Origin of the sequence: Paenibacillus sp. y28 (genome assembly GCF_037137075.1) — a bacterium.
Taxonomy (GTDB): Bacteria; Bacillota; Bacilli; order Paenibacillales; family NBRC-103111; genus JBBBNV01.
In genome coordinates this window covers 195024-215824 of the sequence record NZ_JBBBNV010000003.1, presented here as the reverse complement: position 1 = coordinate 215824, position 20801 = coordinate 195024, and the positions used below count along the sequence as shown (strand labels likewise).

General features: G+C 53.3%; 17 protein-coding genes. 15 read left to right on the top strand and 2 right to left on the bottom strand.

The genetic code is table 11. The annotated features are described in order from the left end of the window. Positions 1 to 561 precede the first annotated feature (561 nt). From WBG83_RS05495 to WBG83_RS05475, 5 genes are all read left to right on the top strand, one after another. Positions 562 to 1458 (top strand): carbohydrate ABC transporter permease, encoded by an 897-nt coding sequence (locus WBG83_RS05495; protein WP_336743390.1) that lies wholly within the window; start codon positions 562 to 564, stop codon positions 1456 to 1458. A 6-nt stretch (positions 1459 to 1464) separates the two neighbouring features. Next, positions 1465 to 2349 (top strand): carbohydrate ABC transporter permease, encoded by an 885-nt coding sequence (locus WBG83_RS05490; RefSeq protein ID WP_442955793.1) that lies wholly within the window; start codon positions 1465 to 1467, stop codon positions 2347 to 2349. Between the two features lie 40 nt (positions 2350 to 2389). Continuing rightward, positions 2390 to 3421 (top strand): glycoside hydrolase family 88/105 protein, encoded by a 1032-nt coding sequence (locus WBG83_RS05485; protein WP_336743388.1) that lies wholly within the window; start codon positions 2390 to 2392, stop codon positions 3419 to 3421. Between the two features lie 121 nt (positions 3422 to 3542). Continuing rightward, entirely contained in the window at positions 3543 to 4859 is a 1317-nt protein-coding gene (locus WBG83_RS05480) for an ABC transporter substrate-binding protein (protein WP_336743386.1), read from the top strand. Between the two features lie 212 nt (positions 4860 to 5071). Continuing rightward, on the top strand, positions 5072 to 6043 hold the full coding sequence (locus WBG83_RS05475) for a Gfo/Idh/MocA family protein (protein WP_336743384.1): 972 nt from the start codon (positions 5072 to 5074) through the stop codon (positions 6041 to 6043). Positions 6044 to 6259: 216 nt separating this feature from the next. Here WBG83_RS05475 and WBG83_RS05470 read toward each other — a convergent pair whose 3' ends face one another. Next, the gene (locus WBG83_RS05470; RefSeq protein WP_336743382.1) at positions 6260 to 6703 is read right to left on the bottom strand and encodes a flavodoxin; all 444 of its coding nucleotides are present in this window, start codon (positions 6701 to 6703) and stop codon (positions 6260 to 6262) included. Between the two features lie 200 nt (positions 6704 to 6903). On the opposite strand from WBG83_RS05470, the gene WBG83_RS05465 reads away from it, so the two are divergent. From WBG83_RS05465 to WBG83_RS05435, 7 genes are all read left to right on the top strand, one after another. Then, positions 6904 to 7368, top strand: a complete 465-nt coding sequence (locus tag WBG83_RS05465) for a YhcH/YjgK/YiaL family protein (RefSeq protein ID WP_336743380.1) — start codon at positions 6904 to 6906, stop codon at positions 7366 to 7368. Between the two features lie 256 nt (positions 7369 to 7624). Beyond that, a complete protein-coding gene (locus tag WBG83_RS05460) occupies positions 7625 to 11041 on the top strand; it encodes a glycosyl hydrolase (protein WP_336743378.1) in 3417 nt (1138 codons plus the stop codon). A 98-nt stretch (positions 11042 to 11139) separates the two neighbouring features. After that, positions 11140 to 12129, top strand: a complete 990-nt coding sequence (locus WBG83_RS05455) for an ABC transporter permease (RefSeq protein ID WP_336743376.1) — start codon at positions 11140 to 11142, stop codon at positions 12127 to 12129. 11 nt (positions 12130 to 12140) lie between these two features. After that, positions 12141 to 13010: a carbohydrate ABC transporter permease gene (locus WBG83_RS05450; RefSeq protein WP_336743374.1), complete on the top strand. Its 870-nt coding sequence runs from the start codon at positions 12141 to 12143 to the stop codon at positions 13008 to 13010. 85 nt (positions 13011 to 13095) lie between these two features. Next, complete coding sequence (locus tag WBG83_RS05445; protein ID WP_336743372.1) at positions 13096 to 15462, top strand: helix-turn-helix domain-containing protein; 2367 nt, start codon at positions 13096 to 13098, stop codon at positions 15460 to 15462. A gap of 150 nt (positions 15463 to 15612) precedes the next feature. Next, positions 15613 to 17151 carry an extracellular solute-binding protein gene (locus WBG83_RS05440; RefSeq protein WP_336743371.1) on the top strand — a complete coding sequence of 513 codons (1539 nt, stop codon included), beginning with the start codon at positions 15613 to 15615 and terminating at the stop codon, positions 17149 to 17151. Between the two features lie 301 nt (positions 17152 to 17452). Next, on the top strand, positions 17453 to 17791 hold the full coding sequence (locus WBG83_RS05435; RefSeq protein WP_336743368.1) for a hypothetical protein: 339 nt from the start codon (positions 17453 to 17455) through the stop codon (positions 17789 to 17791). 145 nt (positions 17792 to 17936) lie between these two features. On the opposite strand, the gene WBG83_RS22570 is transcribed toward WBG83_RS05435, so the two are convergent. Continuing rightward, positions 17937 to 18077, bottom strand: a complete 141-nt coding sequence (locus WBG83_RS22570; protein ID WP_442955798.1) for a hypothetical protein — start codon at positions 18075 to 18077, stop codon at positions 17937 to 17939. A 249-nt stretch (positions 18078 to 18326) separates the two neighbouring features. Between WBG83_RS22570 and WBG83_RS05430 the strand changes: the two genes are divergently transcribed. From WBG83_RS05430 to moaA, 3 genes are all read left to right on the top strand, one after another. Beyond that, positions 18327 to 18773: a thiol-disulfide oxidoreductase DCC family protein gene (locus WBG83_RS05430; protein ID WP_442955797.1), complete on the top strand. Its 447-nt coding sequence runs from the start codon at positions 18327 to 18329 to the stop codon at positions 18771 to 18773. A gap of 69 nt (positions 18774 to 18842) precedes the next feature. Beyond that, the gene (locus WBG83_RS05425; RefSeq protein ID WP_336743365.1) at positions 18843 to 19592 is read left to right on the top strand and encodes an AAA family ATPase; all 750 of its coding nucleotides are present in this window, start codon (positions 18843 to 18845) and stop codon (positions 19590 to 19592) included. Positions 19593 to 19691: 99 nt separating this feature from the next. Further along, positions 19692 to 20696 (top strand): GTP 3',8-cyclase MoaA, encoded by a 1005-nt coding sequence (moaA, locus tag WBG83_RS05420; protein WP_336743363.1) that lies wholly within the window; start codon positions 19692 to 19694, stop codon positions 20694 to 20696. Positions 20697 to 20801: the final 105 nt, after the last annotated feature.

Sequence of the window (20801 nt, the reverse complement as noted above, 5' to 3'; positions counted from 1 at the left end):
GCACCGCGCGCAGCTCCCAGCGCGCGGTGTTTCGCTGCATGACGGCGGTCGGTCGACCACATGGTAATCAGGTTGAATAAGGACTGAATAAGATATTAGGCGGGGGCTGACATGAGTCGGCCTCTTTTTTGTAGGTCATGAGGGCCGGAGACAAGGCATGGCGCCGCTTGGAGAAGCCTGGTCTTGGAGAACCCTGGCGTCCAAGTCTGTAAGCAAGTGCCCGCCTACCGAAAGTTCATGGAAAAGGCGAATGCGAATGCGGCGTGGGGTTCGACCCGCCGCCGCGAGTGCCGCCACGCACGCTTGGGATTCGATCGCGCTGGAGGCGCGTCTGAGAAAGGAGGAATTGTTGAGGGAACGTATAGAACGGATACCATTGACTGAAACTAATCGGGCTGTTAGGCAGCAGAAGCGGGTGTATGGCGGAATAGCCTCATGAATGGATTCCCCTGTTTTTTGAACATTTCTCTCGGTTTTTTAAATTCATTCCTGCCGCCGGTGTTTTTATAATAAAGACAAGAGATAGGATAGCCAGACAATCCAGATTAGGAGTTGGACACTATGAGATTAAGAGAGAATAATCATGTGGTCGGATACGTATTTATCTCGCCGTTTGTTCTCGGTTTTTTGATTTTTACGCTGTATCCGATCCTTTCCTCATTATATCTTTCTTTTACACAGTATGATTTGCTGTCTTCCGCGACGTGGATCGGAACGGACAACTACCAGAAGATGCTCATGGACGATGAAATGTATTGGAAGTCGCTCAAGGTCACGTTGACCTATGTCTTTGCCAGCGTGCCGCTTCGTTTGGCCTTTGCGCTGTTTGTAGCGATGATCCTGAATAAAGCGATGTCCGGGATCGGCTTGTACCGCGCAGCCTTTTACCTCCCGTCCCTGATTGGCGGCAGCGTAGCCGTGTCGATTATGTGGAAGCAAATTTTCGGAGAAAAAGGATTGGTTAACTCGTTCCTGGGCGTTATCGGCATTCATACGGACGTTTCATGGATCGGGCACCCGGCTACAGCATTGTGGACGCTGATTTTGTTATCGGTGTGGCAGTTCGGCTCATCCATGCTCATTTTTCTGGCGGGTCTCAAGAACATTCCGGCATCGTACTATGAAGCCGCGGCGGTGGATGGCGCCGGAGGCATCCGCAAGTTTTTCCAAATCACGCTGCCTCTGCTGAGCCCTATCATTTTGTTTAACCTGATTATGCAAACGATTTCGGCATTTATGACCTTTACCCCGGCTTATATTATTTCCAACGGGGAAGGCTCGCCGCTTGGCAATACGCTGCTCTACTCGCTGTACCTGTTCCGCCGTGCATTCGTATTCTTCGAGATGGGATACGCCTCTGCAATGGCTTGGGCGATGCTCATTATTATTGCCGTCATTACACTCGTTATTTTCAAATCGTCGAAATACTGGGTTCACTACGAGTCCAAAGGAGAGTGATTGCATATGTCTACAGTGACGAATCAAGCGGTCGGCAAAGTGACCCGCACACGAGGCAGCAGAGCGTGGAGACCTTACCTTTATCATATTATCGTCGGTTTGTTGTCCTTGCTGATGATTTATCCGATTTTGTGGATGGCGGCCAGCTCGCTGAAGCCCAACAGTGAAATATTCACACAGGCGTATACTTTAATTCCAAGCAAGCTGGAATGGAACAACTATGTTTCGGGCTGGAAAGGAATCGGCGGTATTTCATTCGCCACCTACTACAAAAACTCGTTTATTATCGTTATTTTTGCTACCATCGGTTCGGTTCTGTCGTCGGCTTTGGTCGCTTACGGATTTGCGCGCATTAAGTTTTTCGGCAGTGCTTTCTGGTTCGGCTGTGTCATGATGACGCTGATGCTGCCGCATGACGTGACGATTATTCCGCAGTACATTATGTTTGCCAAGCTGCAGTGGCTGTCTTCCTTCAAACCGCTGATTGTGCCGTTTTTCTTTGGTGTTCCGTTTTTCATTTTCCTGATTATGCAATTTATCCGTACGATTCCGCATGAGCTGGATGAAGCGGCCAAAATGGACGGCTGCTCGAAATACGGCATTTTCTTCCGCATTATTTTGCCGCTGATTGTTCCGGCGCTCGTCACGGCTACGATTTTCTCGTTCTACTGGCGGTGGGAGGACTTCTTCAATGCGGTGCTGTATCTGAATAAAGCTCAAATGTATCCGGTTTCGCTTGCGCTCAAGATGTTCCTTGACGGAGAAAGCATCTCGAACTGGGGCGGCATGTTCGCCATGGCGACATTGTCTCTGGTTCCGGTTATCCTCGTCTTCCTGATTTTCCAAAAATACATTGTTGAAGGCATCAGCACCAGCGGCTTGAAAGGATAAGCCTGCGCAGAGCTGCCGATGAGAGGAGCAAAACACAATTATGCCAGCACTCGTTTTTGATGAACAAGAAATCAAGCAGGTGATCGACAAGGTCGTTCACCGCACCTTCCAGATGGATTTTGACTGGGATTGGCCGGGGGGCGTCGCCTTTTACGGCGTTACCGAGGCGTATGAAGCGACAGGTAACAAGGAGTATCTTGCCCTGCTCAAAGCATGGGTGGATGAAAAGCTGGAGGATGGTCTGCCGAAGCTGTCGGTCAACGGCATTTCGATCGGGCACACGCTGCTTACGCTTTATAAGGCTACCGGCGAGCAAACGTATATGGACATCGCCATTCAGATGGCGGAGTTTCTCAAGCATGATGCGGAACGGTTCGCCGAAGGCGTCTTCCAGCATACGGTCAACTCGGAATCGTACAATTTCCCGCAGCAGGCCTGGGTGGATACGATGTTTATGGCCGGTTATTTCCTTATCCGTATAGGTGCCATGCTGGATAGGGAAGATTATCTGGAGGACGGCCTCAAGCAGTATCACGGCCATGAGAATTATTTACAGGACCCTGTAACGAATCTGTATTATCATGGGTGGGATCATCTGGCCCAAAGCCGGATGTCCGGCATCAACTGGGCCCGCGGCAATGCATGGGCGGCGTTTACGATGGCAAGAGCGCTTGATATTGTGCATGTGACGCATCCGTCGTTTATGATTATTGAAGGCTCCTTGCGTGATCAGCTTGCTGCGCTTGTCCGGCTGCAAACCGAGAACGGGCTATGGCATACCATTGTCAATGATCCGGATTCTTATGAGGAAACGTCGGGATCGGCAGGTATTGCCGCGGCGCTTGCGGCGCAAGGAAAGCTGTACAATAAGGCGGTGCAGAAGGCTCTTCACGGAATTTTGGACAAAATCGCGCCGGACGGCACCGTGACGCAGGTTTCTGCGGGAACGGCTGTGATGAGGGATGCCGACGGATATAAAGGGGTGCCCCACAAGCGCATTCAGGGCTGGGGTCAGGGCCTGGCGCTGGCGTTCTTGTCCAGTGTTCTGCAGCATCGCCAAAATCCATATTAAGCGTTTTCAAGATGACTGCTTTTTGAACAAAAATAACGGATTTTTGGCTTTAAGAAATTGGGGAACAGGTTAAAATGAAGGTATTGCAATATCCTATTCCATGAATTGAGGGGGTACAAAGATGAAAAAGGTAATCCTGCTTTTATTAGCGGTTGCACTCGTTCTCTCAGCATGTGGCGGCGCAGCCCCGTCCGGTAATTCAGGCGGCCAGTCACAAGCAGGCAGCTCCGGCGGAGACGGTAAGGATCAGGTTAATTTGCGGGTAGCCTGGTGGGGCGGCCAAGCAAGACACGATTATACCTTGAAGGTTATCGAGCTTTACCAGAAGAAGCACCCGAATGTGAAAATCACGCCGGAATATGCATCCTTTGATGAGTATTGGAAGAAGCTTGCTCCGCAAGCGGCAGCAAACGATTTGCCGGATGTCATCTCCATGGATATCTCCTATCTGGCTCAATACGCGGGCAGAGGCCAATTGGAAGAGCTTGATCCGCTCATTCAAAAAGGGCTGTTCGATAAAAGCTCCATCAACCAGACGACACTGGACGGCGGCAAGTACAACGGCAAGCAGTATGCAATTACATTGGGCGTGAATGCGCTGGCAACCACGCTTGATGTGGATGCGCTCAAAAAAGCCGGAATCGATGCGCCATCCAAGGATTGGACGTTCGATGATTTGCTCAAAATGGCTCCCAAGCTGAAAGCAGCCAACAAGCTGTTGACGATGGACTTCAAACCGGAAGTATTCTTTTCTTACTACCTGCGTACGGTAGGCCAGCATCTGTACAGCAATGACGGTGCGGCACTGGGCTATACGGATGACAAATACTTCGTAGACTACTTCAAAATGTACCAGGGCTTATATGATGCAGGTCTGCTTGCCAAGCTGGATAAGGTGGCGACAAATAAAAGAACGCCGGAAGAGGATTTGGCGGCAACAGGCGAAGCGGTTTCCACATTTGCTTGGTCGAACCAATTTGCTTTGATTTCCCAAGTAGCTAAACGCAATCTGGAAATTCATCCAATGCCGGGTCCTGGCGCGAAGCAAGGCTTGTTCATGAAGCCGAGCATGTACTTCACGATTGCGAAGAACTCCAAGCAAAAAGAGGAAGCGATGAAATTCATCGACTTCTGGACCAACGACGTAGAAGCGAACCAAATCATTAAAGGCGAGAGAGGCATTCCGATTTCGTCCAAAATTAAAGATTCCTTGAAGCCTACGCTGGATGCAACCCAAACGAAGGTGTTCGACTATATCACATGGGCGGAGCAAAACAGCAGCCCGCTGGATCCGCCGGAGCCTGTAGGCGCGGCTGAAATCACCAAATTGATCAATGATTTGAATGAGCAAATTTTGTACAAAAAGACGACGCCTGAAGATGCCGCAGCGAAGTTCAGAAAAGACGCTTCCGCCATTCTGGCGAAAAACAAAAAGTAAGCCCAACAAGGCCGATCCTCCGGGATCGGCTGTTTTTATCCGCAGCAGGCGAAAAGGAAGATGGCTGTCATAGATAGCGTTAATCAACGTCCGCGGCAAAATTGAAATTACGGCAGAGGCAGCAATTCGGGCGGATTCGGTGTATGATACATGTACGCACGTACATTGTACGCGTATTTCATACTAGCGAACAAAGCAGGAGGATGCAGCAGATGAAAGCAGTGCTTGTCGGACTTGGTCAAGCGGGGTTCAAATGGTTTAAACGGCTTCAGCAGGAGCCGGTCATTGTCGCGGCTGTCGTGGAACGGAACGAATCCATGAAGCAGAAGCTGGAGGGGACGGAGGTGCCCTTCTACACGTCTCTGGAGGCTGCGCTGGAGGAGCATCGGCCCGACTTTCTGGTGAATGTTACATCGCCGATGGCTCATACTGTTGTAAATCGGGCAGCGTTTGAGCGGGGCATTCCCGTGTTGTGCGAAAAGCCGATTTCATTCGATTACGAGGAATCCATTGAAATCGTTAAATTGGCGTCTGCGCTGAACATCCCGTTCATGATTGCTGAAAACTACCGCTGCCAGCCTTCCGTCAGAAAGCTGAAGCAGCTGATTGACGCTGGAGCGATCGGACAAATCTCCCATATCGAGGTGCTGTTCAGCCGCTACCACCGCCAGCCCGGCCGCCAATATCCGGTTCATCTTCTTAATGACATCGGAATTCATCATTTCGATATGATTCGATATTTAACCGGGGTGGAGGCACGGGCGGTCCGAGCCGAGCTGTATCAGGCAGCAGGGGGCTGGAATGAAGAAGGCGCAGTGACGAATGCGCATGTTTTTATGGAGCTGGAGCGGGATATTCGCGTGCATTACAGCGGCTCCTTGACCTCCAGAAGCACGCCGACCACTTGGCGCGGCATGTGGCGCATTGAAGGCACGGAGGGCTCCCTGGAGCTGGGCGGCAGCGAAGTCATCCTGGTGTGCAGAGAAGGGACGACCAAACGGCTGGATAACGATGGGGACATCAGCGCGCCGGATACGCTCACCGAATTTCTTGCGGCACTTGGAGAAGGGCGTGAGCCTGAATCCAGCGGCAGGGACTACATGAAGTCACAGGCGATGGTGCATTATGCGAACGAATCGGGGAGGACCGGACAAAAAGAACGCATACTGCTTCCATTGTTGTAAGCCATAAAAAGTGAACCGCCTGCAAGTTCAAGTGTGGTATGAGTCATACGATACAAATAAGCCTGGTCCCTGGGATGTCGCACATCCGGGCCAGGCTTGTTCAGTATGATTTTTGAATGCCGCGGGTTCATGGAAACAGGCCTCCCTTATTTAGCAATAAGGGAAGCCTGGAATAATAAGCTTCCGGTGTTTGGGGACAAGGAAACCGTTATCCGTTTATTCAGAAAGATTTTTGAAGAAGGTGCGGCCGAATTCCTTGCAAATTTCCGTTTCTTCATTAGATGGGGATAATTCGATTTTAAGCCCTTCTTGCAGCACGACAGCACCGCGCTCACGCAGTTTTTCAATCAGCAGGTCTACCGCAGCCCCATAAGCCGGATAGGCGGAATCGCAGGAGCCGAAGACGGCGGCGATTTTACCAGTCAAATCTACATTGTCCATTTCTTCATAAAAGTCCAAAAATTCATCCGGCAGATCGCCGTCTCCCCAGGTATACGCACCGAGCAGGATTCCATCGGCTTGCTCCAGCTCTGATGCGGAAGCGTCAATGACGTCCTTTTGTTCGATTTCTCCGCCTGCTTCCTGTACGCCTGCAGCAACAGCATCCGCCATATCCTGTGTATTGCCGGTCATGCTGGCATAAACCAATAATGATGCCATGATTTTGCTCACTCCTCCAAATAATGAAGCTGTTTACTAGTATGATGATATTGAAAATCATTATCATTGTCAATATTGACAATAGGAATCATTCTCGGTATGATTGAGTTTTATTTGTTGTGTGATTCGTTTCCCAGGGCTGTTTGTGTCCAACAGGTATGATACAATAAAAGGCATACGATTAAAGGAGATGGCTAGATATGATTTTGGATCAATTGCACCGGGCTCCGCTTTATTACGGTATGGGAGAGCGGATGAAGCTAGCGCTTACCTATCTGCAGCAAACGGATTTCTCTGAGCTGCCGCTCGGCAGAACAGAACTGCAGGGTACGGACGTTATCGCGATTGTGCAGGAATATACCAGCAAGACGGAGGAAGAAAGCTTCTGGGAAGCGCACCGGGAATACTGGGACATCCAGGCGCTGGTAAGCGGGGAAGAACGCATGGGCTGGGCTCCGCTGAATACGATGCAGGTGAAGACCGCCTATGACCCGCAGAAGGATCTGGAGGTTTTTGAAGGCGAAGGCTTGTGGTACACACTGAAGCCAGGGCTGTTTACAGTGCTCACGGAAAATGACGTTCATTATCCATGTGTACAAGTGGACGGGCCGGTTCCTGTACGTAAGGTTGTCATCAAGGTCCGTAAGGAATCGAATGAAAAATAAAACCTGATCAGGAATTATGATGTTCCCGGAGCTCCCGGTCTGCTGCCGCTTATGCGGCGGCGGCCGGGAGTTTGTGCTTTCCGCACACAAGGAAGTTCATGTAAAGCAAGAAAGTGCAAACCGTGTTCAACGACGGATCAAGAAAATCAAATTGCGGATTGCCGCCGCCCCCTCCTATAGTAAAAAGCATAGTCAGGGCCAATGACGATAAACCATGATCAGCTGTTATTCCGGGATGAAAGAAGGGGACCTTGGGATGTGGAGCGAGCAGCAATTTCAGCAGCCAGCCGCTGCGTTTGGTATTCATCCGTTCTGGTTTTGGAACGGGGAGATGGAAGACAGCCAGATTCAGTGGCAAATCAGGGAAATGCGTGAAAAAGGAGTCGGGGGGTTCTTTTTGTGCCCCCGTCAGGGATTGACTGTGCCTTATTTGTCGGAGGTCTGGTTTGACAAGGTTCGGGTTGCTCTTGACGAGGCCAGGGAAAACGGCATGGATGTATGGCTGTACGATGAATATCCGTATCCGAGCGGGATTGCGGGCGGGGAGGTTACGCTGCTGCATCCGGAGGCGAAGCACCAGACACTGGAGCATCGCTCGATGCGCGCAAGCGGCGGGGAGACCTTGCGCATGGAGCTGCCTTGGGCGCGAGTTATATCGGCCCGGGCGGTGCCGCTGGATTCGTCAGGACGGAAGCTCTGGGAGGCGGCTGTTGAGATACGCAGCTTCATCGGTAATCATCAGGCCGATCCGGTTTTTCAGAAAACGGGCCTTACGGCTTATAATCAAAAGCGCTTTTTCACCTACCGGACGGTGTTTCGCCTCCAATGGGCCGTTCCGCCGGGGGAGTGGGAGGTGCATGTGTTCCTGGAGCGGGAAATCGATGACTTTAAATATTACGGCACGTTCGTCGATCCCTGCAACAAGGAAGCGATGGCCACCTTTATCCGTTTGACGCACGAACGGTATAAGAGCGAGGTCGGTGAATATTTCGGCACAGTCATTAAGGGAATGTTCACGGATGAGATTGGATTGCTCGGCAATGTGCCGTGGTCGCCGCAGGTGGCGGAGTTTTTTGAAGCCCGCTGCGGTTATGCGCTGACGGACGTGCTGCCGGCGCTTGTGGACGAAGCGGCTCCGAATGCGGCGAAGCACCGGTACGATTATTTCCAGACTGTACATCTGCTGCTGAGAGAGTCGTATCACAAGCAGGTGCATGACTGGTGTGAGGCCAACGGGCTGCAGTATGTGGCCGAGGTGCCGGCGATGCGGATGACGACGCAGCTGTTCAGCCATGTTGTCGGCGGGGACAGCGCGCATGAGAAGCTCGGCCGCTCGCTGGAGTGGGTGCTTGACCGCTATGCGGGACGGATGCGTGATAATCCGAAGATGGTCAGCTCGCTGGCCCGGCAGCTTGGCCGGGAAAGAAACCTCATTGAGTGCTTCCACAGTGTAGGCTGGTCGATGACGCTGCAGGATGCGCGGTGGATGATTGACCGGATGGCGGCGCTGGGAACGAACTTTTACAATTTCCATGCTTTTTATTACACGATGGATGCCATGGCCAAGCATGACGCTCCGCCGTCGCAGTTTTTTCAAAATCCGTACTGGTCGCACTTCCGCGCTCTGGCGGACTATACGAGCCGGATTAGCTATGTAATGAGCGAAGGCAGGGCACATATCCGCATGGCGATTGTAGACCCTGCAACGTCGCTCTGGACGCATCTGGGCAACCCGCTGCATGGATACGGATACTGCGGCGTTACAGAGGCTGAGGAGGCGCGCCTGGAGCGTCTGAAGCAGGATTGGTCGGCACTGGCGAAGCGGCTGCTTCAGGAGCGGATGGACTACGATCATCTCGATTCGGAGCTGCTGGCGGAAGCGGATATAAGCGGCGGGACCGTGAAGCTGGGACAGGCCGAATACGAGCTGCTGATTTTGCCTCCGATGACGAACCTTGAGGCCAAAGCCTGGGCGAAGCTGCAGCAGTTTATGCAGGAGGGCGGCACCGTAATCAGCTTCGGTCTGCTGCCTTATGAGCCGATTGAGCCCGGCAGTCCGGCCGAGGCGGAGCTGCTGCAGGTGTTCGGGGCAGCCCGGCAGGAGCAGCTTGACTACTGGAGGGAAGCCGAAGCGGCGCTGGCCTTGAAGGAGGCTTACGGCCGCAGAGGGCGTCAGGCCGGCGCGACAGCCGCCCAAGCGGGCGGCGCAGGAGCCTCCTCGGCAGCGGTAGCCACAGCGTCGGCGCCCCTGCTTCGCCAAGGCAGCCCGGCTGGCGCCTATTTCATCGCCAGGGATGGGGCGGCGCATGTAGACACTGCGCTGGATGAGCTGGTACGGCTGCTGAACGAGCTGGCTCCGGCTGCGGTCAGACTGGAGACGGCGAGCCGCTCCTTCCTGATGCAGACCCGCTGGCTGGCGGAGAACAAGGCCGCGGTGTTCATCAGCAATCAGGAGGGGGGAAGCCACGATGTGCTGATCCGCATTGATCCTCGTCTGCTGGGTGCGCAAGCCGCTGGCAAGCACGGAGAAGAAAAGCGGATTGAATCGATCCGGCGGCTCGATTTGGAGACTGGCCTGGCCCGCCCGCTCGCTGCTCGGCATCATGACGGGGAATGGCGGCTGGACCTAGCTTTTAGCGGCTATGAATCGCATTGTATTGAAATTACGCTTCAGGACGAGGCGGCGCCGGATGAAAGCGTACGGGCTTCGGATATGCGGCCCGTGGCGGATTGGAGCAAGCCGCATCGCTTCCCGGTCACACCGGCGGGGCCGTGGTTGCTGGAAGCAGCGGAGCCCAACATCATCCGTTTCGAGACGTTCCGGCTGGCGATGGAGCAGCTGAGCCCGGAGATGTTCACGGTTCAAGCCAAAACCTTTATCGATCAATGCGCCGATTTGAAGGAGCAGGTAACGTATCCGCTGCGGTTTGATCAAATTTTTGGAACACCGATGAATTTGAGCTTCCGGTATCCGGTATCCTGCACGTACGCAGCGGCCTTCACAGTCGATGCGCTGCCGCAGAAATGCCAGCTGATGATGGACCGTTCCGCAGTATCCGGCGTATGGCTGATGTATGTCAACGGCCAGGTGATTTCACGGGATGATTTCCGCCAGGAGATGGTATACGACCCGGCCAACCTTGCCTGCGATATTACGAAGCTGCTGCAGACAGGCTGCAATGAGCTGAGGATTGAGGTCGAGGTCCAGCACGATTGGGACGGCGTCACGGACCCCATTTACCTGCGGGGAGATTTCGGAGTCGCCTTTGATGCCGATCGGAGGCCGGTAATGACGGAGCCGCCTTCTGCAGCGGGGACGGTTACGATGGAGCCTTGCGAGGGCTACCCGTACTATGCCGGACAGCTTACTTACCGGAAAGCCTTGCTCCTGGAGCAGTTGCCCGAGTCAGATGTGTTTGAGCTGGATCTGAGCGAATGGCCGCTGCATGATTGCATCGAAGTGGCGGTGAACGGCCATTCGCTGGGGGTGCGCCCGTGGTCCCCGTACCGCTGGGAAGGGGCATCGGCACTGCTGCGTCCAGGCAGCAACGATGTTGAAGTCCGGGTGACCAATACGTTGATTGGGCTTATCGAGGGGAAATATTTTGATTATCAGGCTCATACGGTCATTCCCGTTGAACATGCTGAAGGCCGCTTGAAGCCGGGCCAATAAAACTCTGTTGAAGAAGTCAGTCCCCGAACGTTACTGCATGCCGGCAGGGCCTGTAGACAGCATAGCGGCCCTGCCAATTTCAGAAAGGAGCCATCGATATGGAGCATTTAAAGCATCAGCCCGCTGCCGGAACGGCTTCCGGCGGCAAGCCCTTGGCCAAAGCCGGATTAAAGACAGGCTACGTCAAAAAATTGCTTCATGATTTGCGGCGCGATAAGCTGCTCTATGTTTTAGCGCTGCCCGGTCTGTTATTTTTTCTTCTTTTCAAATATGTGCCGATGTGGGGCGTGCTCATTTCGTTTCAGCAGTATTCGCCGTTTGCCGGGATGCTGAATAGCCCGTGGGTTGGTCTGGAGCATTTTGAACGATTCTTCTCCAATCCTGACTTTTTTCTGCTGTTCCGCAACACGATGGCCATTAGCCTGCTAAATCTGATTTTTTTCTTTCCGCTGCCGATTGTCGTATCACTTCTGCTCAATGAGCTGCGGGGGGAAATGTACAAGCGCTTCGTGCAATCCATCATCTACATGCCGCACTTTTTATCCTGGGTCATTATCGCCGGCCTGACGTTCCTGATGTTTGCCAAAGGGGAGGGGCTGGTGAACAAGGTCATCGAGTTTTTTGGCGGACAGCGGATTGACTTTTTGACGAATCCGGATTTGTTCTGGATTATGGTGACCGCCCAATCCATCTGGAAGGAGGCCGGCTGGGGAACCATTGTGTTCCTGGCGGCAATGGCGGGCATCGACCCGCAGCTGTATGAGGCCGCGAAGATTGATGGAGCCGGGCGGCTTCGCCAAATTTGGCACGTAACGCTTCCTTCGATCCGCAGTGTCATTATCGTTCTGCTGATTTTGCGGCTCGGTCACATTATGGACATCGGCTTCGAGCAAATTTTCCTCATGTATAACGGGGCCGTATCGAAGGTGGCCGAGGTGTTCGATACCTATGTATACCGGGTCGGGATTCAGCAAGGGCAGTTCAGCTACAGTACCGCAGTCGGCTTGTTTAAATCAGCCGTAGGGCTCGTTCTTGTCATGCTGGCGAACAAGCTTGCCAAAAAATTCGGAGAAGAGGGCGTATATTAGGAGGGAGCGGCATGGTCAAAAGCTTTGGGGACCGGTTATTCAATCTATGCAATGTGACGCTGCTGGGGATCGTCGCGCTGCTCACTTTTTTTCCGCTGTACTATGTGTTTATCGTTTCGTTTACAGACCCAAGCGAATATTTGCACAAAAAGTTTGTGCTGTTTCCAGAGGTTTGGTCCGTGGATTCCTACAAGTACCTGCTGTCTACTAAATCGTTTCTCCGGTCGCTGGGAAACAGCGGCTTTCTGGCCACAGTTGGAACCGCTTGCAGTCTTGTTGTCACCGCCTCGCTTGCTTACGCTTTATCACGCAGAAGAATGCGCGGGCGCAAGTGGTTCATGATGGCGATTGTGCTTACGATTCTGTTCAGCCCGGGCATTATTCCTCATTACATGCTGGTCCGCCAGCTGGGCTTGATTAACAGCGTCTGGGCGCTTATTCTTCCGGCCCTGGCCAGCGGGTGGAACGTGATTTTGATGCGGAGCTTCTTCGACAGCATCCCGGTGGAGCTGGAGGAATCGGCCTCCATTGACGGCTGCAACGAAATATCGACCTGGGTGCGCATCATTTTGCCGCTGTCACTGCCAGCGCTAGCCGCCTTCGGGCTGTTTTACGCGGTCGGGTACTGGAATCAGTTTTTCAGCGCCCTGATGTATTTGAACAATTCGAGCAAATGGCCGATTCAGGTGCTTCTGCAAAATATTTTGCTCAACGCCACCAGCAGCGATTTGGGTGCCTCGGATGTGTTCGTCCAGCCGCCGCCGGCGGAAACGCTCAAAATGGCGTCGGTCATGGTCGCAACCGCGCCCATTCTGGCCGTATACCCGTTCCTGCAAAAGCATTTTGCCAAAGGAGCGATGGTTGGCTCGGTTAAGGGATAATCTGGGAAAGGGGTTGTGCCTTCTCTATGCTCCGGTATAGGATGAAGGTATGGCCCTTTATTCCATTCTTGGCAGGTGATCCGAATTGTTGCAAGGCGTATTCAAATCATGGCAGTTGTTGAAAAAGCAAGACGTCGGCTTTCGAAGAAGATTTTACCGTACGAGCCTGATTATGATTCTGCTGATTGCCAGCATACCGGGTCTTATTACGGGAGCAGGTATTTACTGGTCGGTGACGGGCAAAATCGAAAGCGAGCTGCAGGCTCTGCACCAAAATCAAATTTGGCAGCGGGCCAAAAACATCGATGACCAGCTTTCGTTTCTGGAGCTGACCTTCTCCCACTGGTCGTTTGACACCAATTTCGATGACAAGCTGAAAAGCCTCGATTTTGTGTACAAATACGGGCAGGTGCAGGAGCTGTTCCGTACGCTTATCGTCATTGAGGGCTCGCATCCCTTGATTGGCAATGTCGACATTTATTTGGAGAAGCCGCGTCCGCTGGTGATGAATAAGGAGCGGTACAGCTATTTAAGCGATCCGGGTGTCATGGCGAATTATGCCGCTCTCCTGAAGCAGGGCAAATCGGTGCTCTGGAGCGGGATGCAGGATACAGGACCGGGCGGAAGCCCCGGGGAAGGCGGAAGGCTGACATTAATCAACAAGCTGTCCGGCGGTGGCCTTGAGCCATTCGGAGTTCTTGTAGCGACGCTGGATATGAATAAGCTGAATGAACTTTTGAAAACGCTAACACCATATAATGAGGGCGCTACGCTGCTGCTTGGCGAGGATAAGGAGTGGCTCATTACCAGCGATACGCCGCCCAGCCCGCTGGATGAAGCGCTGCGCAGGGAGGTGATCCGGCGCGGGCCTGCGGGAGAGCCGTTCCTGTTTACGTACAAAGGCATTACATATTCGGTCTCCTGCGGCACCTTCAGCCGCTTGGGCGGCGCCTGGACCTTCGTATCCGCCGCGCCGCTGACGACCGTGACGAGTCCGGTATTATTTATATCCAAGGTTATTTTGGGTATGAGCGCCGCCGGCCTGTTGCTGGCGCTTCTATTGTCCTGGTTTGCTTCCGTGCGGCTGTATTCCCCCATCGACCGATTAATGGGAACGCTGCTTGGCGGGCGCGGCGCGCTGGACCGCTCACAGGAAAAAGACGAATTTGCCTGGATTGAGAAGCACTGGAACAGTCTGGCGACCGAGAGCAAATCGCTGCGTGAAATATTGGACCGGCAAATGCCGCTTGTGCGGGAAAGCTTCTTGCTGCAGCTGGTGCAGGGCTATTTGTTTTCGCTGAACGAAGCCGAAATCCGGGAACGGTTTTATCATTTCGGCTGGGAAGCCGGTGATGTGCAGTTTGCTGTGATGATGCTCCGGATGCGGGGACTTTCCCGGGTTGAAGCAAAATTCGCATCCGGTGATGAGGAGCTGGTGACTTTCGCTGCTACGAACATTGCTGGGGAGCTGGCAGCGAACCAGGGGCTGCAGGCTGAGGCGCTCAATTTCCACGATATGTCGGGCGGTATTTTGCTAATGCTGCCGGGCCAGGCCGCGGCCAAGAAGGTGCAGACGGATCTGCAGCTGCTGGCCCGGACGATTCTGGAGGAGGTGGAACGCAATTTGAAGCTCCAGGTGACGGTTTCCATAAGCCGCACCTCCAATCAGATGAAGCAGATTCCGTATTTATTCGAGGAAGCCAGACATGCGCTGGGCTACCGCGATTTGCTGGACGAAAGCCAAATTATTGACGACGGTCAATTCGAGCGGGTTGGCACACAGCGGGAGTTCACATACCCGTTCTCGCTGGAAAAAGAAATTGTCCACTCCATCCGTATGGGCTCCGAGGAAGAGGCTGTTACGCTTATCCGCCAGTTTTTGGACGATTTGTCCGCGGGGGGCGCGACGGAGCTTATGGTGCATCAGGGCATGCTGCAGCTGCTGGGGACCATTTTGCACGCGATGCTGGAATCGGGGCTTAATCCGGTGCAGCTGTTCGACGGGGCCAATCCGTTCGGGCAGCTTAGCGATCTGAAGGATTCGGAGGACATCCTGAAGTGGTTCCAATTCAAGGTGGTCGGCGTATTCGTTTATGAGCTCATCAGCAAGCAGGATTTCCATTTGAAGCAGATGGTCGAGAAGGTGATTCTATACCTGAAGGAGCGGTACATGACCGATTTGTCACTGGATGCTTGTGCGGAGCACTTCGGCACGAGTCCCTTCACGCTGAGCCGGGCGTTTAAGCAGGTGACGGGGATCAATTTCATTGATTATTTGACGAGCATCCGGATGGATGCGGCCAAAGAGCTGCTGCGCAGCACCGACTACAAAATTAACGATATCGCCGAAAAAAGCGGCTATCAGCAGACGTATTTTAACCGGATTTTCAAAAAGTACGAAGGGGTGACCCCGGGCCAATACCGGGAAATGAGCCGGGAGAGCTCGAAATAAAGGGTGCTGCAACAAGGTGAAAGCGCTGCAATAAAGGATAATGGCCATCATCCCCGGACTGCAAAAATGTATGCTTGTTGGCAATCGTTTCGCGCGTTACGTTAGAACCTGAGCCTTGACTATAATCAGGAAACGAAGGGGAGATCGCCAGTGAAATGGAACAAACTGAAGTTCGCCGGACTTGCCGCCAGTGTGCTGCTTGCCGGACTGCTTTCGGCCTGCGGCGGAAGCGGTACCACGTCCGGTACCGCTTCCGGGGGAGCCGCGCAGGACAATTCTCCGCTCCAGGTAAACATCATGACGATCCTGCTGAACCCAACACCGCCTTCAGATGACAATGCGATCAAGAAATTAATTGAAGAGGCTACGAACGCCAGGCTGAACATCCAGTGGGTCTCCTCCAACAGCTACAAAGACAAGCTGAATGTCACTCTCGCCTCGGGAGACATTCCGGAGCTGACGTACATCGATGAGCCGTTCTCGCCGGTATTCCGTTCGATGGCGAAGCAGGGCGCCTTCTGGGACGTGACGGATTACATCAAGGATTACCCGAATTTGTCCTCCAAAATTTCAAAAACGGCCTGGGATTTAACGAAAATGGAGGATGGGCGCAATTACAGCATTCCCCGTCCCCGTCCGTCTGAAGCGGATAGCTTCTTCATTGTTCGTAAGGACTGGCTTGACAATCTCGGCCTGAAGCCGCCGACGACAGTGGATGAGCTGTACCAGGTTATGAAAGCGTTTGTAGAAAACGATCCCGACAAAAATGGCAAAAAGGATACCATCGGCTTGGCCGGAAACGTGAATCTCACGGATATGGGAACCTTCGGAAACATCGGCAATTCGCTGGCAGGCATTAACGGCAACTGGAAATGGGTCGACAACAAAATGGTGTATAAGGACCTGCTGCCGGAAGAGCGCAAATCACTTGAATATGTAATCAAAATGAATCAGGAGAAGCTAATCCCCGAGGATTTCGCTTCATTGAAGGGGACCCAGCTTAAGGATATGTTCAAGGCTGGCAAGGCGGGAATTATCGTTGATAAAGCGGGCACGATGATGGATTATATCACCGAGCTGAAGAAGACGGTCCCGACGATTAAGGAGACGGATTTCTATCCGCTGACGAGTCTGAACGGCTTCAACCCGAAAGGACCGGGCTATGCCGGGGTGCTGACCATTCCAAAAACCGTGCCTGAGGCCAAAATGAAGCGTATCCTGAAGCTGCTGGATACGTGGATGAACGATGACGTGTTTGCCATTCAAACGTATGGCATCGAGGGCGTCGATCACACGGTGAAGGATGGCGTCAAGGTGGTCGATCAGGCGAAGCTGAACGAGCACGGGGGACCTGATTTTAATCAAATCGTATATGTAGCCGATCCGTATGCCAGCTCTACGAAAAGCTTCTTCTCCAAGGAGGCGGATACGTTATTCCGCAAAATTCAGGATGACCGCGCCAAATCGAGCGTAGCGGATATCAGCATCGGGCTGTATTCTCCTACCGCGCAGCAGGTTCTGCCGGAGTTCCAAAAAAATCTGCAGGATTTGAAAACCAAAATTATTTTGGGCCGGGAGCCGATCGCGGCATGGGATGCCTACGTTGAGAAAATGAGGAACGATCCGAATATTGTGAAGATGAGCGAAGAGATGACAGAGGCTTACAAGAAACGGAACGGCATCAAGTAACGAGCGAAACAAACCTTACAGCGAGCGAAACAAACCCTACAACGAGCGAAACAAACCTTACAGCGAGCGAAGCAAACCCTACAACGAGCGAAACAAACCCTACAACGAGCGAAGCAAACCTTACAGCGATAAACAACCGGGCCTTGCCGCGGAATGGACTGAGATCCGCCGGCGAGCCCGGTTTTTGTGCTGCTCCGGTTTATGCTTCGGCGGAAGGTCCCCCTAAACTTTCAGCAACCGTTCAGATAAAACTCAGGTCCGCTTAAGATTTACAGGCTATTCTAAAAGCAGGTCAAACAGCATGACATCAAATTCGTTGAAACGAAACGTCAACTATACAAAAAAGCGGGGATGGAAGATGAAAACGATCAGCCTGATGAAAGTCGTCATTTTTACCACATTCGTGAGTGTCATTATCGGTATGTTTGGGGTCCCGGAGGATCGTGCGGCAACGGCCGGTGCGGCTGAGGGAATTACGATCGAGGCAGCGGCTGCCGACGATCCGATTGGCAGGGGAGACAAGATAGCGGCCGGCGGTTCCAGCATAGCTGCTGTGCCGGATCACGTTCTTGCGGATTATGCTGCTGTAAAGGCTGCGGAAAGCCGTATCACGGACGGAAACGGTACGATAGATTTATAAACGGCGTGTTTGCCCGTAGGCTTTAATAAGCCTGCGGGCTTTGTTTATAGCATGACGGCCAGTGATGGATCACCATCATGCGGTGCGACACTGGGCTTGAGGAGCTGCGCGCAGTGCGGCTAAGCGAGAGGAATAAGTTGAACAGCTAACATTTCAGATGTGTGTCAGGTTCGCATTTTAGGGGCAGCGCCGCCTCCGCCTGCTGCAGCGGCCACGGCAGGTGATGAATGTCGCCGCGGCACAGGATTGTGCTATGATAAGTGTACAAGTAATACCATTCCTTCAGCCAGTGCTACAGTGTCTCCGGGCTTGCTTGGAGCGGACCCGCCGCAGGCCTGTAGCAGGCTTGAAAGACCACCGTGTATTGACGAATTGCTTATGCGCGCGCCGGGCGTGCGATTCCGGCTAAGCAGACAGGAGGTGTATCCGGGTGAACGCTCAAGCCCGATACAAGCATGATCATGGTCTTGTCCGAAGGGACGCCGTCTTGCTGTATGACGGGGAATGCCAATTATGCCATGGCGCTGTTAAATTTATTATACCGCGGGATAAGCGCGGGTACATTCATTTCGCCTCGCTGCAGTCCGATATTGGCCGCAGGCTCGTTATGGAGGCGGTACACGGCAGGATCGGGCGCCAACCGGACCCTAGCCGGAATGGTTCCGATTCGGGAACCGGAGCGGAGGAGCGTCAGGCTCAAGTGCAGGCGGATGCCATGTTCACGCTCCCCCTGTCTCAGATGCCGGATAGCGTCATTTTGCTGGAACGAGGCAGGCTGTATGTGAAATCGTCGGCAGCGCTGCGAGCGGCCCGCCATCTGTCCGGGCTGTGGCCCTGCGCCGCTTTGCTGCTGGCCGTTCCCCGTCCGCTGCGGGACGCGATTTATGACTGGGTTGCCATGCGGCGATATCGCTGGTTCGGCAAGGCCGACAGCTGCCTGATGCCGACGAAAGACGTGCGCAGCCGTTTTTTGGATCTATAGCGCCGGTGGAGTTGAGTGGTTCTATAGACAGAGCAACATGGTTGTATAAGGAAAAAAGGAGGCCACGTGATGACGCTGACCGCCAAAACGGCATATCTCCGCTCTTTAGTGCTGATGCAGCAGGAGAACCCTACGCGCTATCCTTATAACCTGCCCGCCATCCGGTCGCTGGAGGATTTGAGCTTTCATCCACAGGTAACATACATTTGCGGGGAGAATGGAACAGGCAAATCGACGCTGATGGAAGCTATTGCCGTAGCCTGGGGCTTTAATCCGGAGGGAGGCACGCTGAATTTCTCGTTTGCGACGCGCGCGTCCCACTCTTCCTTGCACGAGCGCCTTCGGCTTGTACGGGGGATGACTAAGCCCAGGGACGGGTTTTTTTTCCGGGCGGAAAGCTATTATAATTTGGCGACGCAAATTGAGGAGCTGGACCGGGAGCCGGGAGGACGCCGGATTATCGATTCGTACGGCGGGGTGTCTCTGCATGAGCAGTCGCATGGAGAATCGTTTTTTGCAGCCTTCGTACACCGCTTCTCCGGGAAAGGCCTGTATATTCTGGACGAGCCGGAGGCCGCTCTTTCCCCGCTGCGTCAGCTATCCTTACTGTCCCGGATTCATGAATTGGTTCAGCAGGACTCCCAATTCATCATTGCCACCCATTCACCGATATTGATGGCTTATCCCGAGTCGCTGCTTTATTATATTACCTCTGCTGGCCTAGAGAAGTGTACCTTGGAGCAAACGGAGCACTACGAGGTATACTCTCAGTTTATGACGCAACGGGAACGGATGCTGAAGCATTTGTTTGAGGCTTGATTTGTTTTTCTGACGGTAGCTTTTTTAGAACGGATCAGGTAGGATAGGAGTACATCATTGTCAGGAAACTTGACAAGAAAACAGGGGGGAGCGGGGCCAATGTCAGTTCAGCTTGTTGACTCCTTCGGCCGGGTGCACGATTATTTACGAATTTCGGTCACCGACCGCTGCAATTTGCGATGTGTTTACTGTATGCCTGAAGAAGGCATGGCGTTCGAGCCCGACGAGAGGCTGCTTTCTTTTGCCGAGATCCGGGAGGTTGTCCGCGTGCTGGCAGGCTATGGGGTGCGCAAGCTGCGCTTGACCGGGGGCGAGCCGCTGGTTCGCAGGGACCTGCCTCAGCTGGTAGCCATGCTTTCCCAAATTCCGGGCATTGAAGATATTGCGCTCACGACCAATGGAATTTATTTGGCTAACCGGGCCGCACAGTTTAAGTCCGCCGGCTTGACCCGGGTGAATATTAGCCTTGACTCACTGCGGCCCGACCGATTCGCGCTTATCACTCGTGGCGGGGATGTGCAGCGGGTAATGAGCGCCGTTCGGGAGAGCATCCGGGTCGGCTTTCATCCGATTAAAATCAATGTGGTTCTGATGAAGGGACTCAACGAGGATGAAATCGACGATTTCCTCCAATGGACGATCGATGAAGAGATCAATGTTCGCTTTATTGAATACATGCCTATCGGCCATGATGATGACGGCTGGCGCAGCAAGTATTTGCCGCTGAATACAGTTCTGGAGCGGTGTCTTACCCGGGGCTGGGCTGTGGAAAGCACCGGGGAGGTTTACGGAAACGGACCGAGCCATAATTACCTGATTCGGGGAGCGAAGGGCCGATTCGGCCTCATCCATCCGGTAAGCGACCATTTCTGTGAAACCTGCAACCGGCTCCGGCTGACGGCGGACGGCAGCATTAAGCCGTGCTTGTACTGGACCGATGAATTTAATGTCCGCGGCGTAATTGGCAATGACGAGGCGGTGGCGCAGCTGTTTTTCAAGGCGCTTGGCGTGAAGCCGTTGAATCATGAAATGGCGGAAGCACTTCGCAGACAATCTCAGTCCCACACACCGACTGTGCGGCGCATGTCGCAAATCGGAGGCTAATCCCTGTTTACACGGATAAACGAAAATCCGGCCCAAGGAGCTGCAGCACAGCGTCCTTGGGCCGGATTTTGATTGTGCGCCCGGCATGGGCGATAGCTTGGCCCT

What these genes read in the sequence shown, in the direction of transcription:
- WBG83_RS05435 (WP_336743368.1), top strand. Translation starts at nt 17,453, where the DNA reads ATGACATCAAATTCGTTGAAACGAAACGTCAACTATACAAAAAAGCGG.
- WBG83_RS05450 (WP_336743374.1), top strand. Translation starts at nt 12,141, where the DNA reads ATGGTCAAAAGCTTTGGGGACCGGTTATTCAATCTATGCAATGTGACG.
- moaA (WP_336743363.1), top strand. Translation starts at nt 19,692, where the DNA reads ATGTCAGTTCAGCTTGTTGACTCCTTCGGCCGGGTGCACGATTATTTA.
- WBG83_RS05460 (WP_336743378.1), top strand. Translation starts at nt 7,625, where the DNA reads ATGTGGAGCGAGCAGCAATTTCAGCAGCCAGCCGCTGCGTTTGGTATT.
- WBG83_RS05495 (WP_336743390.1), top strand. Translation starts at nt 562, where the DNA reads ATGAGATTAAGAGAGAATAATCATGTGGTCGGATACGTATTTATCTCG.
- WBG83_RS05470 (WP_336743382.1), bottom strand. Translation starts at nt 6,703, where the DNA reads ATGGCATCATTATTGGTTTATGCCAGCATGACCGGCAATACACAGGAT.
- WBG83_RS05490 (WP_442955793.1), top strand. Translation starts at nt 1,465, where the DNA reads ATGTCTACAGTGACGAATCAAGCGGTCGGCAAAGTGACCCGCACACGA.
- WBG83_RS05475 (WP_336743384.1), top strand. Translation starts at nt 5,072, where the DNA reads ATGAAAGCAGTGCTTGTCGGACTTGGTCAAGCGGGGTTCAAATGGTTT.
- WBG83_RS05465 (WP_336743380.1), top strand. Translation starts at nt 6,904, where the DNA reads ATGATTTTGGATCAATTGCACCGGGCTCCGCTTTATTACGGTATGGGA.
- WBG83_RS05485 (WP_336743388.1), top strand. Translation starts at nt 2,390, where the DNA reads ATGCCAGCACTCGTTTTTGATGAACAAGAAATCAAGCAGGTGATCGAC.
- WBG83_RS05455 (WP_336743376.1), top strand. Translation starts at nt 11,140, where the DNA reads ATGGAGCATTTAAAGCATCAGCCCGCTGCCGGAACGGCTTCCGGCGGC.
- WBG83_RS05425 (WP_336743365.1), top strand. Translation starts at nt 18,843, where the DNA reads ATGACGCTGACCGCCAAAACGGCATATCTCCGCTCTTTAGTGCTGATG.
- WBG83_RS05480 (WP_336743386.1), top strand. Translation starts at nt 3,543, where the DNA reads ATGAAAAAGGTAATCCTGCTTTTATTAGCGGTTGCACTCGTTCTCTCA.